This is a genomic window from uncultured Polaribacter sp., from assembly GCF_947497695.1.
In the GTDB taxonomy this organism is placed as follows: Bacteria; Bacteroidota; Bacteroidia; order Flavobacteriales; family Flavobacteriaceae; genus Polaribacter.
The window spans coordinates 67,403-90,023 of sequence record NZ_CANMHM010000009.1 but is presented as its reverse complement, the minus strand read 5'-3'; the positions used below and the strand labels follow the sequence as shown (position 1 = coordinate 90,023).

General features: G+C 29.6%; 19 protein-coding genes. 16 read left to right on the top strand and 3 right to left on the bottom strand.

Features of this window, described 5'->3' with window-relative positions; translation table 11 throughout:
* The first annotated feature begins 6 nt into the window (after nucleotides 1-6).
* The 5 genes from Q0731_RS10155 (at nucleotide 7) to Q0731_RS10135 (ending at nucleotide 5,353) form a co-directional block, all read left to right on the top strand.
* On the top strand, nucleotides 7-420 hold the full coding sequence (locus tag Q0731_RS10155; protein WP_299063544.1) for a phosphoribosylaminoimidazole carboxylase: 414 nt from the start codon (nucleotides 7-9) through the stop codon (nucleotides 418-420).
* Nucleotides 421-470: 50 nt separating this feature from the next.
* Nucleotides 471-1,628 carry a 5-(carboxyamino)imidazole ribonucleotide synthase gene (locus Q0731_RS10150; RefSeq protein WP_299063542.1) on the top strand — a complete coding sequence of 386 codons (1,158 nt, stop codon included), beginning with the start codon at nucleotides 471-473 and terminating at the stop codon, nucleotides 1,626-1,628.
* Nucleotides 1,629-1,833: 205 nt separating this feature from the next.
* The gene (rhuM, locus tag Q0731_RS10145) at nucleotides 1,834-2,775 is read left to right on the top strand and encodes a RhuM family protein (RefSeq protein WP_299063540.1); all 942 of its coding nucleotides are present in this window, start codon (nucleotides 1,834-1,836) and stop codon (nucleotides 2,773-2,775) included.
* Nucleotides 2,776-2,778: 3 nt separating this feature from the next.
* Nucleotides 2,779-3,258 carry a 5-(carboxyamino)imidazole ribonucleotide mutase gene (purE, locus tag Q0731_RS10140; protein ID WP_299063539.1) on the top strand — a complete coding sequence of 160 codons (480 nt, stop codon included), beginning with the start codon at nucleotides 2,779-2,781 and terminating at the stop codon, nucleotides 3,256-3,258.
* A 55-nt stretch (nucleotides 3,259-3,313) separates the two neighbouring features.
* The gene (locus Q0731_RS10135) at nucleotides 3,314-5,353 is read left to right on the top strand and encodes a M3 family metallopeptidase (RefSeq protein WP_299063537.1); all 2,040 of its coding nucleotides are present in this window, start codon (nucleotides 3,314-3,316) and stop codon (nucleotides 5,351-5,353) included.
* A gap of 78 nt (nucleotides 5,354-5,431) precedes the next feature.
* Here Q0731_RS10135 and Q0731_RS10130 read toward each other — a convergent pair whose 3' ends face one another.
* Nucleotides 5,432-6,676: a glycosyltransferase gene (locus Q0731_RS10130; RefSeq protein WP_299063535.1), complete on the bottom strand. Its 1,245-nt coding sequence runs from the start codon at nucleotides 6,674-6,676 to the stop codon at nucleotides 5,432-5,434.
* Nucleotides 6,677-7,150 (bottom strand): heme-binding domain-containing protein, encoded by a 474-nt coding sequence (locus tag Q0731_RS10125; protein WP_299063533.1) that lies wholly within the window; start codon nucleotides 7,148-7,150, stop codon nucleotides 6,677-6,679.
* 223 nt (nucleotides 7,151-7,373) lie between these two features.
* On the opposite strand from Q0731_RS10125, the gene lpdA reads away from it, so the two are divergent.
* The 10 genes from lpdA to Q0731_RS10075 all read left to right on the top strand — a co-directional run bounded on the left by lpdA (nucleotide 7,374) and on the right by Q0731_RS10075 (nucleotide 19,630).
* Entirely contained in the window at nucleotides 7,374-8,774 is a 1,401-nt protein-coding gene (lpdA, locus tag Q0731_RS10120; RefSeq protein WP_299063531.1) for a dihydrolipoyl dehydrogenase, read from the top strand.
* Nucleotides 8,775-8,841: 67 nt separating this feature from the next.
* Nucleotides 8,842-9,516, top strand: coding sequence for a hypothetical protein (locus Q0731_RS10115; RefSeq protein WP_299063529.1), 675 nt, complete (start codon nucleotides 8,842-8,844; stop codon nucleotides 9,514-9,516).
* A gap of 75 nt (nucleotides 9,517-9,591) precedes the next feature.
* Nucleotides 9,592-10,815: an acyloxyacyl hydrolase gene (locus Q0731_RS10110; protein WP_299063527.1), complete on the top strand. Its 1,224-nt coding sequence runs from the start codon at nucleotides 9,592-9,594 to the stop codon at nucleotides 10,813-10,815.
* Nucleotides 10,816-10,942: 127 nt separating this feature from the next.
* Nucleotides 10,943-12,241 (top strand): anthranilate synthase component I family protein, encoded by a 1,299-nt coding sequence (locus tag Q0731_RS10105; protein WP_299063525.1) that lies wholly within the window; start codon nucleotides 10,943-10,945, stop codon nucleotides 12,239-12,241.
* Nucleotides 12,242-12,244: 3 nt separating this feature from the next.
* Nucleotides 12,245-13,177: a sterol desaturase family protein gene (locus tag Q0731_RS10100; RefSeq protein WP_299063523.1), complete on the top strand. Its 933-nt coding sequence runs from the start codon at nucleotides 12,245-12,247 to the stop codon at nucleotides 13,175-13,177.
* Complete coding sequence (locus tag Q0731_RS10095) at nucleotides 13,174-13,407, top strand: hypothetical protein (protein ID WP_299063522.1); 234 nt, start codon at nucleotides 13,174-13,176, stop codon at nucleotides 13,405-13,407. Before Q0731_RS10100 ends, Q0731_RS10095 begins: the two co-directional genes overlap by 4 nt.
* 81 nt (nucleotides 13,408-13,488) lie before the next feature.
* Nucleotides 13,489-14,802, top strand: coding sequence for a tRNA lysidine(34) synthetase TilS (tilS, locus tag Q0731_RS10090; RefSeq protein WP_299063520.1), 1,314 nt, complete (start codon nucleotides 13,489-13,491; stop codon nucleotides 14,800-14,802).
* A 161-nt stretch (nucleotides 14,803-14,963) separates the two neighbouring features.
* Entirely contained in the window at nucleotides 14,964-17,543 is a 2,580-nt protein-coding gene (locus tag Q0731_RS10085; RefSeq protein WP_299063518.1) for a phosphoenolpyruvate carboxylase, read from the top strand.
* Nucleotides 17,544-17,633: 90 nt separating this feature from the next.
* Nucleotides 17,634-19,169 carry a YifB family Mg chelatase-like AAA ATPase gene (locus Q0731_RS10080; protein WP_299063515.1) on the top strand — a complete coding sequence of 512 codons (1,536 nt, stop codon included), beginning with the start codon at nucleotides 17,634-17,636 and terminating at the stop codon, nucleotides 19,167-19,169.
* 38 nt (nucleotides 19,170-19,207) lie between these two features.
* Nucleotides 19,208-19,630 (top strand): hypothetical protein, encoded by a 423-nt coding sequence (locus Q0731_RS10075; RefSeq protein ID WP_299063512.1) that lies wholly within the window; start codon nucleotides 19,208-19,210, stop codon nucleotides 19,628-19,630.
* A gap of 31 nt (nucleotides 19,631-19,661) precedes the next feature.
* Here the strand turns inward: Q0731_RS10075 and Q0731_RS10070 are convergent, their stop codons facing one another.
* Nucleotides 19,662-20,132, bottom strand: coding sequence for a DUF1569 domain-containing protein (locus tag Q0731_RS10070; RefSeq protein ID WP_299063510.1), 471 nt, complete (start codon nucleotides 20,130-20,132; stop codon nucleotides 19,662-19,664).
* Between the two features lie 95 nt (nucleotides 20,133-20,227).
* Between Q0731_RS10070 and Q0731_RS10065 the strand changes: the two genes are divergently transcribed.
* Nucleotides 20,228-22,609: a T9SS type B sorting domain-containing protein gene (locus Q0731_RS10065; protein WP_299063507.1), complete on the top strand. Its 2,382-nt coding sequence runs from the start codon at nucleotides 20,228-20,230 to the stop codon at nucleotides 22,607-22,609.
* Nucleotides 22,610-22,621 lie beyond the last annotated feature (12 nt).

Genomic DNA, 22,621 nt, shown 5'->3' with positions numbered 1-22,621 from the left:
TTTGGTATGATTAAAAAAATTCTCTTAATATTTACATTGATAGCTTTTTCTAGTTGTTCAGATAATAGTTTACCTGATAATTGTTTAAGACCCGTTTTTGTACAAATTAATACAGATCTAAACCTCCCACAATTTAACAATTTGGTTATTGGTAATGCTGTAGAACTTAATGGTGGTGCAAAAGGTATTATAGTTTTTCGTAAAAAAACTGATGAATATGCTGCTTTTGATAGAATTTGTCCTTTAAATGACTGCAATACTCCAATGGTTTATGAAAATAGACTGCTAAAATGTAGCTGTGATGGAGGTACCTACAGCTTAGATTTTGGAGGAGCTCCTCAAACTGATAATTTTATTTGTCCGGCTTTAGAATATAGGGCTATTCAAAGAGGTTCATCATTAAGTATAACTAATTTCTAGTAATACTGAATTTAGTTGTGTATTTTTGCTGAAATACAACAAATTTACTCGTGAAAAACTATTATTCTTCAAATTTTAAATTAGGCGTTCTTGGAGGTGGTCAATTAGGACGAATGCTATTAGCAGAAACGCAAAAATTCGATATTCATACTTCTATTCTAGAAAGCAATAAAAATGCACCTTGTGCAGAAATTTGCAACACTTTTGTGGTTGGAGATTTGTTAGATTTTGATGCCGTTTATAATTTTGGTAAAACAGTAGATGTTTTAACCATAGAAATTGAAAACGTAAATTTAGACGCTCTAGATAAATTAGAAGCTGAAGGTTTAACAATTTTTCCTAAACCGAAAGATTTACGCATTATTCAAAGTAAAGCTAGGCAGAAAAATTTTTATGTAGATCATCAAATACCTACTGCTCCATTTTCTCATTATGCCTATTTAGAAGAATTGATACATTCTTTTGAAAACAACATTATTACCTTTCCTTTTGTTTGGAAAGCTGCACGTTTTGGATACGATGGAAATGGTGTTAAAATCGTTAGAAATATAGCAGATTTAGAATCTTTACCAAATGTAGAATGTATTATAGAAAAACTGATTCCGTTTAAAAATGAATTGGCTGTAATTGTAGCAAGAAATACAGCTGGAGAAGTAAAAACGTATCCTGTTGTAGAAATGGAATTTCATCCAGAAGCAAACCAAGTAGAATATGTTATTTGTCCTGCAAGAATAGATCATAAAGTTGCCAAAAAAGCTAGAGAACTTGCCTTAAAAGTAGTGAGTGATTTAGATTTTGTTGGTTTATTGGCTGTAGAAATGTTTCAAACAGCAGATGATAAAATCTTAGTGAATGAAGTTGCACCAAGACCTCATAATTCTGGACATTATTCTATTGAAGCAAGTTATACCAATCAATTTGAGCAACATTTACGTTCTATTTTAAATCTTCCTTTAGGAAACACCGATAGTAAAGTTACAGGTATTATGGTAAATTTAGTAGGAGAAGAAGGTTTTTCTGGCGATGTTATTTATGAAAATATAGAAGATATTTTAAAGATTGATGGTGTTACGCCTCATATTTATGGGAAAAAGGAAACAAGACCATTTAGAAAAATGGGTCATGTTACTATTGTAAATAAAGATATTGAAATTGCAAGAAAAGTAGCACAGAAAGTGAAGGAAACGATTAGAGTGATTTCGAAGTAAGTTAAATATTTTTTTAACTAGTGCAAAAAATGCAACAGTTCAAAAAAAGAATTAGTTAAAAATATGGTTGTTCGGAAATTCCGAACAACCACTTATTATTTCGATATAATAAATTGATTTTTAGAAAGTTTGCAATATGTGATAAAGGTATATTGGAATATTTTGAATAGGTTTAAACAAAATTAAGCTTTAAAATGATTGTAAAATGAACAAAATAATTTCATTTAAATCTTCAACAGAAAATAAAGGTTTTGAGATTATTTTAGATGAACAAAAGCAAACTCTTTGGGCAACTGAAAAAGAAATTTCAATACTTTTTCAGAGAGATAGAACAGTAATTTCAAAGCATTTAAAGAATATTTTTAAAGAACAAGAACTCCTACAAGAATCAGTATGTGCAAAATTTGCACATACTGCAAATGATGGAAAAACATATGATGTAAATCATTATAATCTTGATGTAATAATTTCTGTAGGTTATAGAGTAAAATCTAAAATTGCAACTCAATTTAGAATTTGGGCAACAAATATTTTAAAAGAACATTTAACTACAGGCTATTCCATAAACGAAAAACGTTTAAATCAACTTCAAAAGACAATTCAATTAGTTCAAAGAACATCAAAATTAACAAAAGATACTGAAGGCTTAATCGATATTTTGTCTGATTACTCATCAGCTTTAGATATTTTAGATGGTTTCGATCATCAAACATTAAATAGAGACAATGTAAATAATTTTGTTTCTTATAAAATTGAATATAAAGAAGCAAAAAAGGCTATTGAAGAATTAAAAATAAAATTTGGAGGATCTTCCATTTTTGGAAACGAGAAAGATCAATCTTTTAAAAGTTCTATTGCAACTATAGATCAAACTTTTGATGGAAAAGAACTATACACAAGTATTGAAGAAAAAGCAGCAAATTTGTTATATTTTGTTGTGAAAAATCATTCTTTTACAGATGGAAATAAACGTATTGCAGCTTGGTTATTTGTTTGGTATTTGAATAAAAACGAATATTTATATAAAAATGACAATTCTAAAAGAATTGAAAATAATACATTAGTTGCTTTAACGTTAATGATTGCAGAAAGCAACCCAAATGAAAAAGAAATGATGATAAACGTAATTATCAATTTAATAAATTAAACTATGGTAGGAATAATAATGGGAAGCGATTCTGATCTTCCAATAATGCAAGAAGCAATAGACATTTTAGAGAGTTTTAATATTGCAATAGAAGTAGATATTGTATCTGCTCACAGAACTCCAGAAAAATTAGTAGACTATTCTAAAAATGCACACAAAAGAGGCATAAAAGTAATTATTGCAGGAGCTGGAGGAGCAGCTCATTTACCAGGAATGGTTGCAAGTATGAGTCCTTTGCCAATAATTGGAGTTCCTGTAAAAAGTAGAAATTCTATAGATGGTTGGGATTCTGTTTTATCAATTTTACAAATGCCTGGTGGTGTACCTGTTGCAACTGTTGCTTTAGATGGCGCAAAAAATGCAGGTATTTTAGCGGCTCAAATTATTGGTGCTTCAGATGAATTGGTTTTAAATAAAATAATCGCTTACAAAGAAGAATTGAAATTGAAAGTTGAAAAAGCTTCTGCAAGAGTTAAAAAATAAATTCTCAACTTTTACAATTACACGTTTACAAAATTAAACAATTACACTTTTTTACATGAACCCACTTTTACAAAACTTCAATACGCCTCCTTTTTCTAAAATTACGAATGAAGATTACAAACCTGCAATTAAAAAAGGGATTGAAATTGCCAAAGCAGAAATTGATGCAATTGTTAATAATACAGCTGCACCAACGTTTGAAAACACAACAGTTGCTTTAGATTTTTCTGGAGAAAAACTGAATAAAATAACATCTATTTTTTTTAACTTAAACTCCGCTGAAACCAATGATGAAATTCAGAAAATAGCACAAGAAGTTTCTCCTTGGTTAAGTGAATTTAGCAATGATATTACGCTAAATGAAGCCTTATTTAAAAGAGTAAAAACGGTTTTTGATGCTAAAGATTCTTTAGATTTATCGACAGAACAAAGCATGCTTTTAGATAAGCAATACAAAAGTTTTGCAAGAAATGGAGCCAATTTAAAGGAAGATGATAAAACCGAATTAAGAAAAATTGATGCAGAATTATCAAAGCTTTCCTTAAAATTCGGCGAAAATGTATTGGCAGAAACCAATGCGTTTGAAATGCATTTAACCAATGAAAATGATGTTGCTGGTTTGCCAGATTCTGCTAAAGAAGCTGCAAAACAAGTTGCCAAAGAAAAAAATAAGGAAGGCTATATTTTTACCTTAGATTACCCTAGTTACATTCCGTTTTTAACCTATGCAGACAATAGAGAATTACGAAAAAAAATGGCAATTGCTGCTGGTAAAAAAGGGTTTCAAAACAATGAATTTAATAACGAACAAATTGTTTTAGACATTGTAAATCTTCGTCAAAAAAGAGCCAATTTATTGGGTTATAAAACCCACGCTCATTTTGTGTTAGAAGAAAGAATGGCAGAAACACCAGAAAATGTAATCGATTTTTCTAACAATCTACTAGAAAAGGCAAAACCTGCTGCTTTAAAAGAATTTGAAAACTTAGAAAAATACGCTAAAAAATTAGACGGAATTGATCAACTTCAAAAATGGGATGGTGCTTATTATTCTGAAAAACTAAAAAAAGAATTGTTCGATTTAGACCAAGAAATCTTAAAACCTTATTTTAAATTAGAAAATGTAATTGAAGGGGTTTTTACAATTGCCAACCGTTTATTTGACTTACAATTTGAAGAAATACATAGCATCGACAAATATCATGAAGATGTAAAAACGTACAATGTAACAGATGCGAATGGAAATTTTGTATCGTATTTTTATGCTGATTTTCATCCTAGAAAAGGAAAAAGAAATGGTGCTTGGATGACAAGTTACAAATCGCAACAAATTAAAAAAGGAATTAACGAAAGACCACAAGTTTCTATTGTTTGTAATTTTACCAAGCCTGTACTGAGCTCTGACAAAGTGCCAACCGAAACAAAACCTTCATTATTAACTTTTAATGAGGTTACAACCTTGTTTCATGAGTTTGGACATGCTTTACATGGAATGTTAGCAAACACAACCTATAACAGTTTATCAGGAACCTCAGTTTCTTGGGATTTTGTAGAATTACCAAGTCAGATTTTAGAAAACTGGTGTTACGAAAAAGAAGCGTTAGAGTTGTTTGCCAAACATTATGAAACTGGCGAAGTAATTCCAATGAAATATGTAGAAAAAATTAAAGAATCGGCAAGTTTTCATGAAGGAATGCAAACTTTACGTCAATTAAGTTTTGGTTTACTTGATATGAAATGGCATGGACAAGATCCATCAACAATAAAATCTATAAAAGAATTTGAAAACGTTGCTTTTGCTGATACAAAACTATATCCAGATGTTACAGAAAATGTAATGAGTACTGCATTTTCACATATTTTTCAAGGAGGATATTCATCAGGATATTACTCTTACAAATGGGCAGAAGTTTTAGATGCGGATGCTTTTGAATATTTCTTAGAAAAAGGCATTTTTAACAAAGAAGTAGCTACAAAATTTAAAGAAAACGTATTATCAAAAGGTGGAACAGAAAAACCAATGGAACTATACAAACGTTTTAGAGGAAAAGAGCCAAAACCAGATGCACTTTTAAAAAGAGCGGGGTTGCTGTAGTCTTCAGTTGGCAGTAGGCAGTCCCAGTCTTCAGTATATTTGAGACTGCCTACTGAATACTGCCAACTGCAAACTATTTTACTTCTTACTATTCTTAGCCTCAATCCATTTACTCATATATTTTGTTGCTTGTATAGTTTGATGTTGTAGTAAACTTCCTAAAAAATTATGAGTTCTGTGTTTTAGTAAATTATGCTGAATTTCATCCAATTTATTGAAAAATAGCTTCCCATTTTTTTCTTTATTGTAAAAGTGGTTTATAATTTCAAAACCATTTTTTTTAGATTTCTCCCACAAATCTGCATCATTATAAAGTAAAACTGCTTTTTCTGAAAACTCTAAATAATTATCTTCTATAAATCCATTCCAAGGAAAGTTACCACACATTCCTTCTTTTCCTATTGAGGTTGTAATACTTGGTGTACCACACAACATTGCTTCTGTTAGTTTTCCTTTAATTCCTGCTCCAAAATTTAACGGAGCTAAAACAATTTTGGCATTTTCTACTACTTCATTGGCATTTTCTGCAAAACCTTTTATAATAAAACCTTCTTTTTGGTTGTGTAATTCTTGTATTTGCTGATTCATATAAGCACCATAAATATGCAATTCTGCTTTTGATAATTGCTTTCTAATTGTAGTCCAAATTTGTGTTTTTAAAGTCAACACTGCATCCACATTTGGTTTGTGAAAGAAATTACCGATAAAAATAAAATGATCTCGTTCTTCAAAAGATTTTAATTTTTTCTGTTGATGTTTAAAAATTTCATCAAACAAAAAAGGTAAATAGAGTAGAATATTCTCTTCTATTTTAAAGGTATTTTTTAACAAATCCATCTCAAAAGTAGAAATAATTAACGACAAGTCGCATCTTAAAATACTGGCAACTTCTCTTTTGGTAATATCTTGTTTTAAAAGTGCATCAACAGAAAAATCGATGTTTTTCTTAAAGCAAAGTTCTCTCGTTTTTCTAAGACAATGTAAATCTTCTGTATCTAAAATACGTAAAGAATTAGGGCTGTTTTCTGCAACACGCCAACCAAATTGTTCTTCTGTCATAAAACGATCAAAAAGCACAATATTAGGTTGTAAATCTTTTATAAAATCATCAAAAGAAGTAGCGTTTAGTTCAATTAAAACTTCGGTAATTCCTAAAGAAATTAAATCAAAAGCATTTTCACTTTTTTGAGTTGTGGTAGCAAAAGTTATCTGGTAATCTCTTTCTAAAAACTGATGAATTAACTGCAACATTCTTTTGCCAGCAGCAGAAGAATTGGGTTCTACACAAACAGCACCAATAATTAAAAGCGATTGTTTTTGCACTTATTTAGTGTTCATTTGTTGTTTATAATCTGTTTGGACTTTTTTACCCCAAGCAACTACAGCTGCAATTTGTTCTGGAGATAATTTTGCTTCATAATGTGTATAAGTGTAAGATTTTAAAGGCATTTCTCCTTCTTCAACTTCCTCATGCAATTCATCCATTTTATGCTCTTTCTTTTTTAGAGAATAATTACTCCATTTAGAAAAGTTTAAATGTTTTTTACCATCTTTAATATGACTATCTAACCAGTAATTTACAGGTGTAATATTATTATACCAAGGGTAATTTGTTTTGTTAGAATGGCAATCATAACAAGTAGTTTCTAAAATTTGTTTTACATTTTCTGGAGGATTTGTTTCCGAAACAAAAGCAGCAACAGAAGCTATGTCTCCATCATTTTTTTCTGGACCAAAAAACTGTGCAATAATTAGAGCAAATATTAAAACGTAACCTGTATTTTTAAGAATTTTCATTATGTAAACTTTAAGAGTTAAAAACACTGTAAAACTACTAAATTCTCTCTTTATTCTGTGAAAATATGTGTATTTTTGTCAACTATTATTAAAAAATAACCAATAAGGTTAAAGAATACGCAAAATAAACGCACACATGAAACTTCCACAACGAATAGTTGATGCTATAAGTATGAATAAATGGAAGCTACATGTGACCAATAAAAAAAAATAAATTAGACACATGAAATACGATATTATTGTAATTGGATCTGGACCTGGAGGATATATTGCAGGAATTAGAGCTTCTCAACTAGGAAAAAAAGTAGCATTAATAGAAAAATATGCAACTTTAGGAGGCACCTGTACCAATGTTGGTTGTATTCCTTCTAAAGCTTTGTTAGATTCTTCACATCATTTTTACGATGCTGTAAATCATTTTGAAGAACATGGTATTTCTGTTGAAAAGCCAAGTTTCGATTTTGGTAAGATGATTGGTAGAAAAGCAAAAATTGTAGAAACTACAACTGGTGGAATTAAATACTTAATGGACAAAAACAATATTGAAGTTTTTGAAGGTTTGGGTTCTTTTGAAGATGCTACTCATGTAAAAGTTTCTAAAAAAGATGGTTCATCAGAAATACTAGAAGGTACTAACATTATTATTGCATCAGGTTCTAAACCTGGTAATTTACCTTTTATCAATATAGATAAAGAACGTGTAATTACTTCTACAGAAGCTTTAAAATTAACTGAAGTACCAAAAGATTTATTAGTAATTGGTGGTGGTGTTATTGGTTTAGAATTAGGTTCTGTTTATAAAAGATTAGGTGCAAATGTGACTGTAATTGAATATATGGACAAAATTGTACCAGGAATGGATACAGATGTTTCTAAAGAATTACAAAAGGTATTTAAAAAACAAGGGATAAAATTTGCAACAAGCCATAAAGTAAAATCTGTTGAAAGAAATGGGGATATAATTACTGTAAAAGCTACAGATAAAAAAGATAGAGAAATAGAATTTAATGGAGATTATTGCTTGGTTTCTGTTGGTAGAAAAGCCTACACAGAAGGTTTAGGATTAGAAAAAGTAGGTGTAGAAGTTAATGAACGAGGACAAATAGCAGTAAACGATCATTTACAAACCAATGTTACTAATATTTATGCGATTGGAGATGTTGTTGCAGGTGCAATGTTAGCTCACAAAGCTGAGGAAGAAGGTGTAGTTGTTGCAGAATATTTATGTGGAGAAAAGCCACATATAGATTATAATTTAATTCCTGGTATTGTATATACTTGGCCAGAAGCTGCTGCTGTTGGTAAAACAGAACAAGAATTAAAAGATGCTGGTGTTGCTTATAAAGCAGGTAAATTTTCTATGAGAGCTTTGGGTAGATCTCGTGCAAGTGGAGATTTAGATGGTTTTGTAAAAGTGTTAGCAGATAAAAATACAGATGAAATCTTAGGAGTTCACATGGTTGGTGCAAGAGTTGCAGATTTAATAATGGAAACTGCTGTTGCAATGGAGTTTAGAGCATCTGCAGAAGATTTGGCAAGAATATGTCATGGTCACCCAACCTATTCAGAGGCTGTAAAAGAAGCTGCAAAAGCTGCTTGGGATGGAAAACCTTTAAATGCTTAAAAATAATAGAATCCACTTAAGGTAAAAATTATGTGGATTTTTCATTTAAACTCTTAATAAGATATTTATGAAAAATACTTACTTAATTATACTAATGTTAACTGTGTTTATTTCTTGTGGTAAAAGTGCCAAAGAAATTGAAAAAGAAAAACAAGAAGCAGCTACAAAAATTCATTATCAAAAAGTAAATGAAGGGAAAGTTAAGAAAATAGCAGCATTAAATGCAGCATTAACTACAATACCTACTGCACTAATTGAAGTAAATAAAAAGATTGCAACAATTAAAAAAGAGAACACCTCAAAACCCTCTAAAGCTGGAAACCAAAAGCTAAACGAAGGTTATAATAAAAAAGGAGAACTTTTAAGTTATCAAAAAAGTCTTAAAAATGAGATTACTTCTCTTGAAAACTTAGAAACTTTTGATTTTCAGAAAAAACCTGAAGATGTGATTGCTTATATTTTAGAATCTTGCAAGAAAAACGATTTATCTAATTTTAGATACTTGTGTGATCCTTATTCAGAAAACACTGCTAATACAAACCCTTTTTGTTTGATAGAAACTTTATCAGTAAAGAAACAACAACAATTTAGAATCAACTTTTTACAAGGAAATTTTATTGGAGAACCAGTAGTAGAAGGAAACAAAGCAACTGTTACCTTCTCTTCTAATTTAAGTTCTAATACTATTGAAAAAGTAACTTTAATTAATAGAAACGGACTTTGGTATGTATTATCCTTTTAAAAATTAATAAAAGTAAATGAAAAGCAACCAAATTTGGTTGCTTTTTTTTTCTACAAAAATGATTACTTTTATAGCATGAAAAAAAAAATACTCTTATTTTTTATCATTCTGTTGTCCTTCAATGTCTACAGTCAAGATGGTAAAGAACCCAAAACACAACCTTCAAAATTTCTATCAAAGTTTTACTACAGCATCAATTTTGGGGGTATTTTTTATCCATTTTCTAATAATAATTTAAAAGAAGGGTTTGAAACAAATACTTTTAGCAGAAACTGGTTTTCTGGAAAATTAGGTTTTGGCTATCAGATAAATAACGATTTAGCGTTGCAATTTGGCGTTATTAGACCTGCTGCTTGGTTTAAATACGATAATATAAATAATATTGGCTATGATAGAAGTGTATGGATTAATGCTTGGTATTTAACCCTTAAAAAAAATATCAACCTAACTAAAAAACTATCTTTTTTTGGAGAACTTGGTGCAGCAAACGTAACAAGAGTGGGCTTTTCTATTGATGATGAAATTATTTACCCTGATGCACATTTTGGAAGCCTTTTGTATGGTTTTGGTTTTAATTATAAACTAAATAATCGATGGAAACTTGCATTAAATGGAACCTTTTTTCCTAAATCAGATAAACATAACCAACCTTCAATTTCACAAACTAGTTTTGGCTTTGAATACCACATTCAGAAAATTTCTAAAAAAGTAGCCTTAGAATATGAAAATAATAAAGAATACTTTTTTCCTAAAAATATTTTACAAGTTAGTTATGGTACTAGTAAAATAGGCTTGGGTGCAAATAAGTTTTTTTCAATGAATATGAGAGTGGGTAATTTTGAGAGTTTTGGAATTCCTGTTTTTTGGCTGGGAGATGTAAGAGCAGAAAATTCATTTTCTATCACTTATCAAAAAACAGCATTTAGAACAGAAAAAACTTTTTCTTTAGATTGGGGAGCTAGTGTTACTGCTTTTAACACAGAAGCAACCAATACACAAGTTCTTGCATTTTCAATTTTTCCAACAATGCGTTTTTATTTAATGAGAAGAAATGGTTTTGATATGTACACCAATTACTCATTAATTGGCCCAACTTATTTAACAAAAAGTAATTTAGATAATTTAAAAACAGGGCCAAAAGTTACGTTTCAAGATACAATGGGTTTAGGAGTTTTCTTTGGAAAAAACAGAAAGTACAATTTAGAACTTAGAATTATGCATTATTCTAACGGAAATATTTTTACAGACAATGCTGGTGTTGCAGTTCCGCTACAATTTACTTTGGGTAAAACGTTTTAAATTATTTTTTTGAAAACTAATATTTTTAATTGATAAGTTGGTTTATTAATGAAATAAACATCTACACTCATAAACAATTACACAATTCCACATTTTAAAAAATAAGAGTTGTATTTTTGGTCTAAATATGCAAAGAACTATTCGTACTTTTTCTGTTGATGATACTATTGAATTTAAACACAATGTATTATCTTGGGCACAACAATTTGAAACTGCTCTTTGGTTAGATTCTAACAATTACAAACAGCAATATTCTAGTTTTGATGGTGCATTAGCTGCAGATGATTTTACATCGATTAAAACAGATTATTACAACGCTTTTGAGAAACTAAAAGAATACCAAACCATTACCAAAGATTATATTTTTGGCTATATTACTTATGATGTTAAAAATGATGTAGAAAAACTATCTTCTAAAAATTTTGATGGTTTAAATTTTGCTGATTTGTACTTTTTTCAACCTAAAAAGCTTGTTTTTATCAAAGGAAAATCTGTTGAGTTTCATTACCTAAAAATGGTGGATGATGAGATTGAAAGCGATTTTGAAGAAATCCGACAATCTAAGAATCCAACAATCCAACAATCTAAAAGAGATATCAAAATAAAGCTAAGAATTCATAAAGACCAATATCATAAAAAAATAAACAAAGTTATAGAGCATATTTACAGAGGAGATATTTATGAAGCCAATTTTTGTCAAGAGTTTTATGCTGAAAATTCAACGATTAATCCTGTTGAAGTATACAAACACCTCAACAAAATTTCTGAACCTCCTTTTGCATCCTTTTTAAAAATAGACAATCAATATGCTTTGTGTGCATCGCCAGAAAGATATCTTAAAAAAGAAGGCACAAAAATAATTACACAACCTATAAAAGGAACTGCAAAAAGATTGGTTAGCAAAATTGACGACGCACAAATAGCAACCAATTTAATGCGAGATGAAAAAGAACGTGCAGAAAATGTAATGATTGTAGATTTGGTAAGAAATGATTTATCTAAAACTGCTAAAATAGGAAGCGTAAAAGTAGAAGAATTATGCAAAGTATATTCTTTTAAACAGGTGCATCAATTAATATCAACTGTAGTTTCTGAAGTGGAAGAAAATACACATCCAATAGATATTTTGCAAAGTACTTTTCCTATGGGAAGTATGACAGGTGCTCCAAAGCTCTCTGCCATGAAAATTATAGAACATTTAGAAGAAACAAAACGCGGTTTGTATTCTGGAACAATCGGTTATTTTACACCAGAAAATGATTTCGATTTTAATGTAATTATAAGAAGTATCTTATATAACGAAACCGATAAATACATTTCATTTTCTGTTGGTGGTGCTATTACAGCTAAATCTGTTGTAGAAAAAGAATACGAAGAATGTTTATTAAAAGCAAAAGCTATGAGAATAGTATTGCAAAATAATTAAAATATGGATTTTACAAACCCTTTAGTATATGGTGTTCCTTGTTTTTTAGGACTCATTTTATTAGAACTTACTTACAGCAAAACACATAATAAAAAAGAACTCTATCATTGGAAAGATTTAGCTTCTAGCTTATTTATGGGCATTGGTTCTGCCATACTTGCTCCGTTAATTAAAACAGTTTCTGCCATTATTATTTTTAATTATGTGTTTGAAATTTTTAATCCTTTGGTAGATGGAATTCGCACCAACATTTTTGGGTGGCAATCTTTTGGTTATGCTTGGTATGTTTGGATCATTTGCCAAATATTAGACGATTTTAGTTACTATTGGTTTCATAGACAAAATCACATGGTTCGTTTTTTATGGGCTGCACATATTGTACACCATTCATCAGACAATTTTAATTTAGGTACAGCAGTTAGAAATGGTTGGTTCACTATTTTATACAAGCCTTTTTTTTATATGTGGATTACTGCAATTGGCTTTCCACCAGAAATGGTTGTAGTTTGTTTAGGTATAGAAGCTTTGTGGCAATTTCAGTTGCACAGTGTTTACATTCCTAAATTAAAATATGTAGACATTGTGTTTAATACCCATACAATGCATCAAGTACATCATGCAAAAAACTTAGAATATATGGATAAAAATCATGGTGGTTTTTTAAATATATTTGATAAAATGTTTGGAACTTTTAAAGAATATGATGAAAACATTGAGATTGAATATGGAGTAACATCTGCTCCAAATTCTTATAATCCCTGGGTAATTTTAACACACGAATATAAAGATATTTGGAACGACACAAAAAAAAGCAGTAATTGGTGGCATAAATTTATGTATGTTTTTGGCCCTCCAGGTTGGAGCCATGATGGAAGCACTATTAGTGTAAAAGAAATGCGAGCATTAAAATTACAAGAAGAAAATAATGTAGTATGATTATCAATCAAGAAGAGCTTTTCAAAAAAACTTTAGAAAGTTTAGATGAAAAACCCAATGAACAAAATATGTTCAATCAATTTTTAAAGTTGTACCCAAAAGAATGGAAACAACTAAAAGTTACATTTTCTAAATTTAATAGAAGTAAACAATTTGGTAAAACAATTCCGTTACCAAAACCAGAAGTTTCTATTAGAAAAGATATTCGTGTTTGGTTGAGTAAGCAATAAAACTAAGACCTCACAGGTTTTTAAAACCTGTGAGGTCTCTAAAAGTAAATACTGTCTTTATTTCCTTACTTTTGATATTAAATGTTACAAAAACTCTCAAACCACATCAACCAAAACCTTCCTTTTTTAAAGGATAAAAAACTATTAATAGCCATTTCTGGTGGAGTTGATTCTGTGGTTTTGACACATTTGTTATCAACCTTAAATTTTAATATTTCTTTAGCACATTGTAATTTTAATTTAAGAGGAAAAGAAAGTGATTTAGACGAAACTTTTGTAAAAGAACTGGGTAAAAAACTGAATATTGAAACTTTTACTATACATTTTAAAACGGAAGAAATTGCCTATAAAAACAAACAATCTACACAAATAGCTGCAAGAGAATTACGTTACAATTGGTTTCAAGAATTGATAAAAGCACATAATTTCGAATTTGTTTTAACAGCACATCATGCAGATGATAATTTAGAAACTTTTCTAATCAATTTAACTCGCGGAACTGGTTTAGAAGGTTTAACAGGAATTCCTGAAATTAATGGGCATATTGTACGTCCGCTTTTAAAATTTTCACGTGTAGAAATTATCAATTTTGCAAAAGAAAATAGCATTGTTTGGCGAAAAGATAAAAGCAATGCCTCAACAAAATATGTTAGAAATAAAATTAGACATCAAATTGTGCCTGTTTTAAAGGAAATTAATCCTAATTTATTAGAAACATTTGCAAATACATCAACATATTTAAAAGAAAGTCAGGCAATTATTGAAGACAAAATTGAGGAAGTTTCATCAAAAATAATAAGTAAAGAAAAAGATTTTTTAAAGTTTAAGGTTGATGATATTCTGAAATTATCTAACCCCAAAGCGTATTTGTATCAACTTTTAAAAGCATATCATTTTACAGAGTTTAATGATGTTTACAACTTACTTTCTGCACAATCTGGTAAACAGGTATTTTCTAAAACACACATTTTATTAAAGGATAGAGAATTTTTAATACTCTCTAAAAATATTGCTTCAAATACAATAGAAGCGTTTTTAATTGAAGAAAATCAAATAAAAATTACAAAACCCATCAACTTAACAATAGAAGAAGTACAAGAAAAATCAACAGAAAACAAACAAACCATTTATGTTGATAAAAAGCATCTAATTTTTCCGTTGAAACTTAGAAAATGGCAAAATGGCGATTTCTTTTATCCAACAGGAATGAGAGGAAAAAAGAAACTAAGTAAATATTTTAAAGACGAAAAAATCTCAGTTTTAGAAAAACAAAACACTTGGTTACTTTGTAATAAAAACGATGCTATTATTTGGGTAATTGGTTACAGACAAGACAATCGTTTTGAAGTAAACAAAAAAGAAAATGCTACAATAAAAATAACTTTAAATGAGTGATAGATAAAAATGAAAATCACGATTTTAAACAGAAAACGACAATTTCGTAAAAAAAGCATCAAATTTATATCGTTTTCGTAATTAAAATTACGATTTTTCATTAAAAAGTAGGTTTTATCTTTTTAGATTTTTGTAAATTGAATCCCGTAAAAGCAAACAAAATGAATAGTTTACCTCAATTAGATTTATTTAACGAAAACGTACTCTCTAAATATCAAATTTACAACAGTATTTTTTCAACATTACCTTTTGATACGATAGATGATACTGGAGTTTTATTACCTCTACTACACAAAGTATGTGAAAAAGGTTTTGATTTAGAAAAAAACCCTACAGAAATTGTAGATCATTTTTTTAAAAAATACCAAGAAAATCCAACAGAAAAAGAAAAAACAGATTTATTGTTTCGTTTTATACAATTTATAGAACGTCAAGTAGTTTTGTTTGATGCTGTAGAAGATGCTGCTTACCCAGTAGTAAACAATATGGATGGTATTGGAACCTTAAGAAATTCTAAAGAAGTTGCTTATCTTAATAACAAAAAAAAGGAATTAAAAGCACATTTAGAAGACTTTAAAGTACGTATTGTATTAACTGCACACCCAACTCAATTTTACCCAGGTTCTGTTTTAGGAATTATTACAGATTTAGATAAGGCAATACAAAATGACGATTTACTGCTAATTAGAAAATTATTAGCTCAATTAGGGAAAACACCTTTTTACAAAAAAGAAAAACCAAGTCCTTTTGATGAAGCAGTAAGTTTAATATGGTACTTAGAGCATGTATTTTATCATTCTGTACCTAAAATTTACAATTATGTACAACATCATATTTACGACGGAAAACCTATAGATAATGAAATTATTGATCTTGGTTTTTGGCCTGGTGGAGATAGAGATGGTAACCCATTTGTAACCACTAAAATTACGTTAGATGTTGCAGAAAGACTGCGTCAAACAATTTTAAGAAGCTATTACAGAGATATTAGACGTTTAAAAAGACGTTTTACTTTTGATGGTGTTCAAGAAATTTTTGCTCGTGTAGAAAAAAGATTGTATAAACACGTTGTTAGAAGTTATACCAATGTTAATTTTTCTCAAAAAATTCTACTAGATGAATTATATGCAGCAAGAGATCTTATTGTAGAAAATCATCAATCTTTATTTGTAGAAGAATTAAATGATGTGATTAATAAAGTAAGGATTTTTGGTTTTCATTTTGCAACTTTAGATATCAGACAAGATAGTAGAGTACACCATCATGCATTTACACAAATTGTAGAAGATTTACTAAAAAATGGAGATACTACTTTCCCTAAGAATTACAATTCACTTTCAGAAGAAGAACAAGTAGCTATTTTATCTTTAGTAAAAGGTGAAATAGATCCAAGTATTTTAACTGATGAAGTTTCTGTAAAAACTATAGAATCTATTTATGCATTAAAAGAAATACAACAAAGAAACGGAGAACGTGGTGCAAACAGATACATTATTAGTAACAACCAAAGTGTTTTACATGTAATGCAAACTTTTGCCATGTTAAATTTATGTGGTTTCGAAAACGAATTGACTGTAGATGTTGTTCCGCTTTTTGAAACAGTAGATGATTTAATAAATGCAGAAGAAGTAATGAGAACTTTATATTCTAATCAAGTTTACAGACATCATTTATCTAAAAGAAAAAACAAACAAACCATTATGTTAGGTTTTTCTGATGGAACTAAAGATGGTGGTTACTTAATGGCAAACTGGGGAATTTTTAAAGCTAAAGAAGCATTAACAAAAATTTCTAGAGAGTTTGATATTGAAGTAATTTTCTTTGACGGACGTGGAGGACCACCTGCAAGAGGAGGAGGAAAAACACACCAATTTTATGCATCATTAGGACCAACAATTGAAGATAAAGAGATTCAATTAACTATACAAGGACAGACTATTAGCTCTAACTTTGGTACTTTAAACTCCTCTCAATACAATTTAGAACAATTGATAAGTTCTGGTATTAAAAATGATGTTTTTACCAAAGATCAATTAAACGATAAGCACAGGGTTTTAATAGAAGACATGGCTACAACAAGCTACCAAACCTATGTAGACTTTAAAAAGCATGACAAATTTTTACCGTATTTAGAAAAAATGAGTACGTTAAAATACTATGCAAAAACTAATATTGGTAGTAGACCAAGTAAACGTGGAGGATCTGATAAATTGGACTTTTCTGCTTTAAGAGCTATCCCTTTTGTGGGTAGTTGGAGTCAGTTAAAACAAAACGTACCTGGGTTTTTTGGAGTTGGTACAGCAATGAAAAAATATGAAGATGCTGGTAGATTTGATGAAATTATTGAATTTTACAATGCATCAGATTTCTTTAGAACGTTGCTAGAAAATAGTATGATGAGTTTGACTAAATCTTTCTTTGGACTTACTGCTTATATGGCTGATGATGAAGAGTTTGGGGATTTTTGGAAATTAATTTTTGCTGAGTATGAAACTACAAAAAGATTACTCTTAAAACTTACTGGTCATTCAGAATTAATGGAAAATTTCCCTGTAGGTAAGGCTTCTATAGAAATGAGAGAACAGATTGTATTGCCTCTATTAACGATACAACAATATGCGTTAAAGAAAATACAAGAACTTAATAAATCTGGTGGAAACCCAGAAGATATTGAAGTGTATGAAAAAATGGTAATGCGTTCTTTATTTGGGAATATTAATGCAAGTAGAAATTCTGCTTAAATATACATTTAATAAAATTTATAAATGCAATCAATATATTTTGGTTGCATTTTTTTATGCCAAAATTTTCTTTATCTTTAAAGAAAAAAAATGCTTGTTAAAGTCTATGGTTCTGCCGTTTTTGGTATAGAAGCTACCACAATTACCGTTGAAGTAAATATTGATAAAGGAATTGGTTACCATTTAGTGGGTTTACCAGACAATGCTGTTCGTGAAAGTTCTTACCGAATTTCTGCTGCCTTAAATAACAATAACTACAAACTTCCTGGAAAGAAAATCATTATTAATATGGCACCTGCAGATATTAGAAAAGAAGGTGCATCTTATGATTTAACTTTGGCTATGGGAATTTTAGCTGCTTCATCACAAATAAAATCAGAAAACATAGACAATTATATTATTATGGGGGAACTTTCTTTAGACGGAAGTTTACAACCTATAAGAGGTGCTTTACCCATTGCTATAAAAGCAAGAGAAGAAGGTTTTAAATATTTAATTCTACCAAAAGAAAACGCAAAAGAAGCTGCAATTGTAGATAATGTAGCAATTTTAGGGGTAGAAAATATTACAGAAGTTATCGATCATTTTAATAATGATAAAATAATTGAACCTACCATTGTAGATACCAGAGCAGAGTTTTATAAAAATATCGACTTCCCTGAATTTGATTTTTCTGATGTAAAAGGACAAGAATCTATAAAACGTTGTATGGAAATTGCTGCTGCTGGAGGCCATAATATTATTTTGATTGGCCCTCCAGGTTCTGGAAAAACGATGTTGGCAAAAAGACTGCCATCTATTTTACCACCTATGACTTTACATGAAGCTTTAGAAACTACAAAAATACATTCTGTTGTTGGGAATACTAAAAATGAAGGCCTGTTGTATGCTCGTCCTTTTAGAAGTCCACATCACACAATTAGCAATGTGGCTTTAGTTGGTGGAGGTCAATATCCAAGACCAGGAGAAATTTCATTATCTCACAATGGCGTGTTGTTTTTAGATGAATTGCCAGAATTTAAAAGAGATGTTTTAGAAGTAATGCGTCAACCTTTAGAAGATAGAGAAGTGACGATTTCTAGGGCAAAATTTACAGTAACATATCCAAGTAGTTTTATGTTGGTGGCAAGTATGAATCCTAGTCCGAGTGGCTTTTTTAATGACCCTAATTCTCCAATGACCTCTTCTCCACAAGAAATGCAACGTTATTTAAGCAAGATTTCTGGCCCTTTATTGGATAGAATCGATATTCATATAGAAGTAACACCTGTTCCGTTTGCAAAATTATCCGAAGAAAGAAAAGGAGAATCATCCGTAGAAATTAGAAAACGAGTAACAGCATCTAGAGAAATACAATCAGAACGTTTTAAAGATTTTGAAAACGTACATTACAATGCACAAATGACTGTAAAACAGATTCGTACTTTCTGTAAATTATCCGAAGAAAGTTTATCACTTTTAAAAACTGCCATGGAAAAATTAAACCTGTCTGCAAGAGCTTATGACCGAATTTTAAAAGTTTCTAGAACCATAGCAGATTTGGCAAGTGCTAAAGATATTATGCCAGATCATATTGCAGAAGCCATACAATACAGAAGTTTAGACAGAGATGGTTGGTTGGGATAATTTTAATATTAAAATACATAAACGTAAATAATTTATAGTTGGACTTTTCAGAAATTATAGTAAAAATTTCACTTTTGGTGGATGCAGGTTTGGTAGTTCTTATTTGGATGGTACAGTTAATTGTGTATCCTAGTTTTACCTATTTCAATAAAGAAAATTTAATAGCATGGCATCAAAAATATACGACAGAAATTGCAATTATTGTAGTTCCTTTAATGCTTACTCAACTCATTTTAGGTATTATTACTGTTTATATTGATGCTAATTTAGTTACAATAACTACCTTATTAATTGTACTTTTTCTCTGGGTTTTTACGTTTCTAGGTTTTGCTCCACTTCACTTTAAAATTTCCGAGGGAAAGTCTAATCAAAAACTTTTACTTTTATTGATTCAAAGAAATTGGACTCGTACTTTTTTATGGTCTGGTTTGTTCTTGTTACATATTTGGATGTATTTTTAGTTTTTTTCTAGATAATCATCATAAAAATAACCTAATTTAAAATATTTTTTATAATTTTTAGATGATGATTTGTATGCACATTCAAAAAACGTACAACTCTTTTTTTATTGATATTACCAAACAAAGGATGTTTAAAAAAAGCATTTTCATCTAAATTAACTATTTCTGATAAATTTTGTTTGGCTGTTTCTAATTGATCGATAATAGCTGATTTTAAAATTATTTCTGGCGGTTTTACATGTTTTGGTGCTTGTGCTTTTCCTTTTGGAAAATACTTTAACAGCAAAAGTATTTTACCTAAAAAAGTAAAATTGTCTTTGTACAATTTAGGATCGGAGTTTTGCATTGTTTTTACAACAGCATTTATCACTTTTAAACTATGGTCTATATGCCATGCAACATTTACTTTAGAAACAGTTGTGTTTATAAGGTCACTTTTAGAAATAGATCTTTCTAAGAGGTTTATTTTAGTTTCTAAGTCAACTGTATTTATAACTTTCATTTATAGCTTTTTAAAATGCTTAAAATTATGCTGAAAGCTTTAAAGATAATGGAATGATTTTTAATTAATAGGCATAATTTTATATCTTTGATTTGATGAGTAAAAATACCTTACAAATTCTTATATTTTTTTTACTTCTTTTTTTTGTAAAAACTACAATTTATTCACAAATTGAGCTATTTTCTGGAATTCCTGTAAGTGATTCAGGCAGTAACAATAATATTGGTAGCTCTAATACAAGTAGAAATGTTGATGTAGATAACAAAGGAAATATATTTGTATTGTATGCAAATAATAGCGAAGTTAGACTTGCAAAAAGCACAAATGGTGGACAAAGTTTTTTAGCAAGCACTCTAATTGGAAACGCAGCAAATGTTGAACCAGAATTAAATATAAATAATACTAATGGAACTATATATATTGCTTGGATGGAAAATAATGATTTGTTTTTTACTTCAAGTTCAGACGAAGGTTTAAATTTTTCTCTACCAAGAATAATTGGACAGGGAACAGAAGCAGGTGTCCATATTTCCTCTTTTGAAGAAAATGTATATGTTATAAATCAAAATGGAGAAAAAGTTTACGCCAATAAAAATAATGGTATTGGTAATTTTACAAATAGTTCAACAGGCCAATTAATGGTCTATGCAGATGTTTTAGTAGATCAAAATGGTGCTATTTATGCTCCAATGGATGATCCAAACTTATTGATTTTTGAAAGTGTAAATCAGGGGGCAACATTGAGTAGAAAAATAATAAATCCACCAGCTTCTGTCTTTTTTTCAAGTTATGTTTTAAGTGATGGACCTTGTGGAACTTTTATTTTTGTTGGAGGTGGAGGCATTTTTCCATCAGATACTTTAGGTTACAAAATTGATGTTAAAACAGGGATTTCAACGCCAATTATTTTAGGTAAAAACTCCATTTCTCCAGAAGGCAGAACACTTTATGCAGACAATAAAGGTACTTTAATTGATGGTTACAAAAATGATGATGGTTTTTTAGCCATTAATGTTAGTTCAAACCAAGGTGATACTTTTAATACCCCAATAATTGTGGCAGAAGGAGATAGCCACAACATTGCTAGAAGTTCTACAACAGATAATATTTTAGTTACTTATCAAGCAAATGGTCAAATTTATCTAACTGTTTATGATGATCTGTTAAAAAATATAGAACTCCCAATTCCTAATCCACCAATAGTTCTATGTTCTGACGATAGTTTTGACTTACCCTTTGAGCTTTCTGGCCAATTTAATGCCAATACCTTACTTTCTGTTTCTTTAAGTGATGCTTCTGGTAATTTTGATAATGCCACAGAAATTGGTACAATTACCACTAATATTAGTGGAAATATAACATGTACAATACCTTCTAACCTACCCTCTAGTTCTTTATACAGAATCCAAGTAGAATCACTAAAAAATTGTATTCAAAGTAATAGTATTCATATTACTGTAGAAAGTGCTACAATTTCCGGAAATTCAAATATGTGTGTAGGAAATACAATTCAATTAACTGGTACAGACAATCCAAATACAACATTACCTTGGCAATCTTCTAACCCAACTGTAGCTACTATTAATAATTTAGGTTTGTTAACAGCAATAAGTGCTGGTACTACAGAAATTACATATCTTACTAGTGCCAGTTGTTCTTCAACAGTATTAATTGAAGTTTTTGACAATCCTGATGTTATAGAAAATGAGACAATTACAGCTTGTGATGATGATTTTGATGGTTTTACTATTTTTGATTTAACTACCGTTAATACAATGATTGTAACTGATGTTGAAACTGTTACTATTAGTTATTTTAGATCTATAGATAACGCAAATAATAATGTATCTGCTATTTTAAATACTACTAACTATGAAAATAATAATGCAAATATAGAAACTATTTGGGCAAGGGTAGAAAACACAAATGGCTGTTATTCAATTAGTGAACTTACTTTAGAAGTTAAATTTCCTTTACAATATAAAATTAACACTGTAGAAAGTTCTGAAAATAATTCTATCAGCATTGAAACTTTAAATTTTCAACCTGAAGATATAGAATATAGCTTGCTTAATGGACAAGATATTGTTTACGACTTTCAAACAAGCCCTTACTTCGATAAATTGGAAACAGGCGTATTTACCATTTTAATTCGTTATGAAAATGCTTGTAAAAGTATCGAAGAGCAAGTTTCATTGTTAAATTTTCCAAAGTTTTTTACACCAAATTCAGATAATATTAATGATTTTTGGCAAATAAAAGGAATTGACACAGACTTTTATCAAAGTGGAATAATTAACATTTTCAATAGATATGGAAAACAACTTGCTAGTTTTTCTTTGGATAGCATTGGCTGGAATGGAACCTATAATGGCAAAGTACTTGCATCAAATGATTATTGGTTTTTTGCTGAATTAATTGATAGAAAGAATGTAAAAAGAACTCAAAGTGGTCATTTTAGCTTGTTAAGAAACTAAATAGAAGACAGC

Coding starts and splice junctions, on each gene's coding strand:
- Q0731_RS10155 (WP_299063544.1), top strand. CDS start 7: ATGATTAAAAAAATTCTCTTAATATTTACATTGATAGCTTTTTCTAGT.
- rhuM (WP_299063540.1), top strand. CDS start 1,834: ATGAACAAAATAATTTCATTTAAATCTTCAACAGAAAATAAAGGTTTT.
- purE (WP_299063539.1), top strand. CDS start 2,779: ATGGTAGGAATAATAATGGGAAGCGATTCTGATCTTCCAATAATGCAA.
- Q0731_RS10135 (WP_299063537.1), top strand. CDS start 3,314: ATGAACCCACTTTTACAAAACTTCAATACGCCTCCTTTTTCTAAAATT.
- Q0731_RS10125 (WP_299063533.1), bottom strand. CDS start 7,150: ATGAAAATTCTTAAAAATACAGGTTACGTTTTAATATTTGCTCTAATT.
- lpdA (WP_299063531.1), top strand. CDS start 7,374: ATGAAATACGATATTATTGTAATTGGATCTGGACCTGGAGGATATATT.
- Q0731_RS10115 (WP_299063529.1), top strand. CDS start 8,842: ATGAAAAATACTTACTTAATTATACTAATGTTAACTGTGTTTATTTCT.
- Q0731_RS10110 (WP_299063527.1), top strand. CDS start 9,592: ATGAAAAAAAAAATACTCTTATTTTTTATCATTCTGTTGTCCTTCAAT.
- Q0731_RS10105 (WP_299063525.1), top strand. CDS start 10,943: ATGCAAAGAACTATTCGTACTTTTTCTGTTGATGATACTATTGAATTT.
- Q0731_RS10100 (WP_299063523.1), top strand. CDS start 12,245: ATGGATTTTACAAACCCTTTAGTATATGGTGTTCCTTGTTTTTTAGGA.
- Q0731_RS10095 (WP_299063522.1), top strand. CDS start 13,174: ATGATTATCAATCAAGAAGAGCTTTTCAAAAAAACTTTAGAAAGTTTA.
- tilS (WP_299063520.1), top strand. CDS start 13,489: ATGTTACAAAAACTCTCAAACCACATCAACCAAAACCTTCCTTTTTTA.
- Q0731_RS10085 (WP_299063518.1), top strand. CDS start 14,964: ATGAATAGTTTACCTCAATTAGATTTATTTAACGAAAACGTACTCTCT.
- Q0731_RS10080 (WP_299063515.1), top strand. CDS start 17,634: ATGCTTGTTAAAGTCTATGGTTCTGCCGTTTTTGGTATAGAAGCTACC.
- Q0731_RS10070 (WP_299063510.1), bottom strand. CDS start 20,132: ATGAAAGTTATAAATACAGTTGACTTAGAAACTAAAATAAACCTCTTA.
- Q0731_RS10065 (WP_299063507.1), top strand. CDS start 20,228: ATGAGTAAAAATACCTTACAAATTCTTATATTTTTTTTACTTCTTTTT.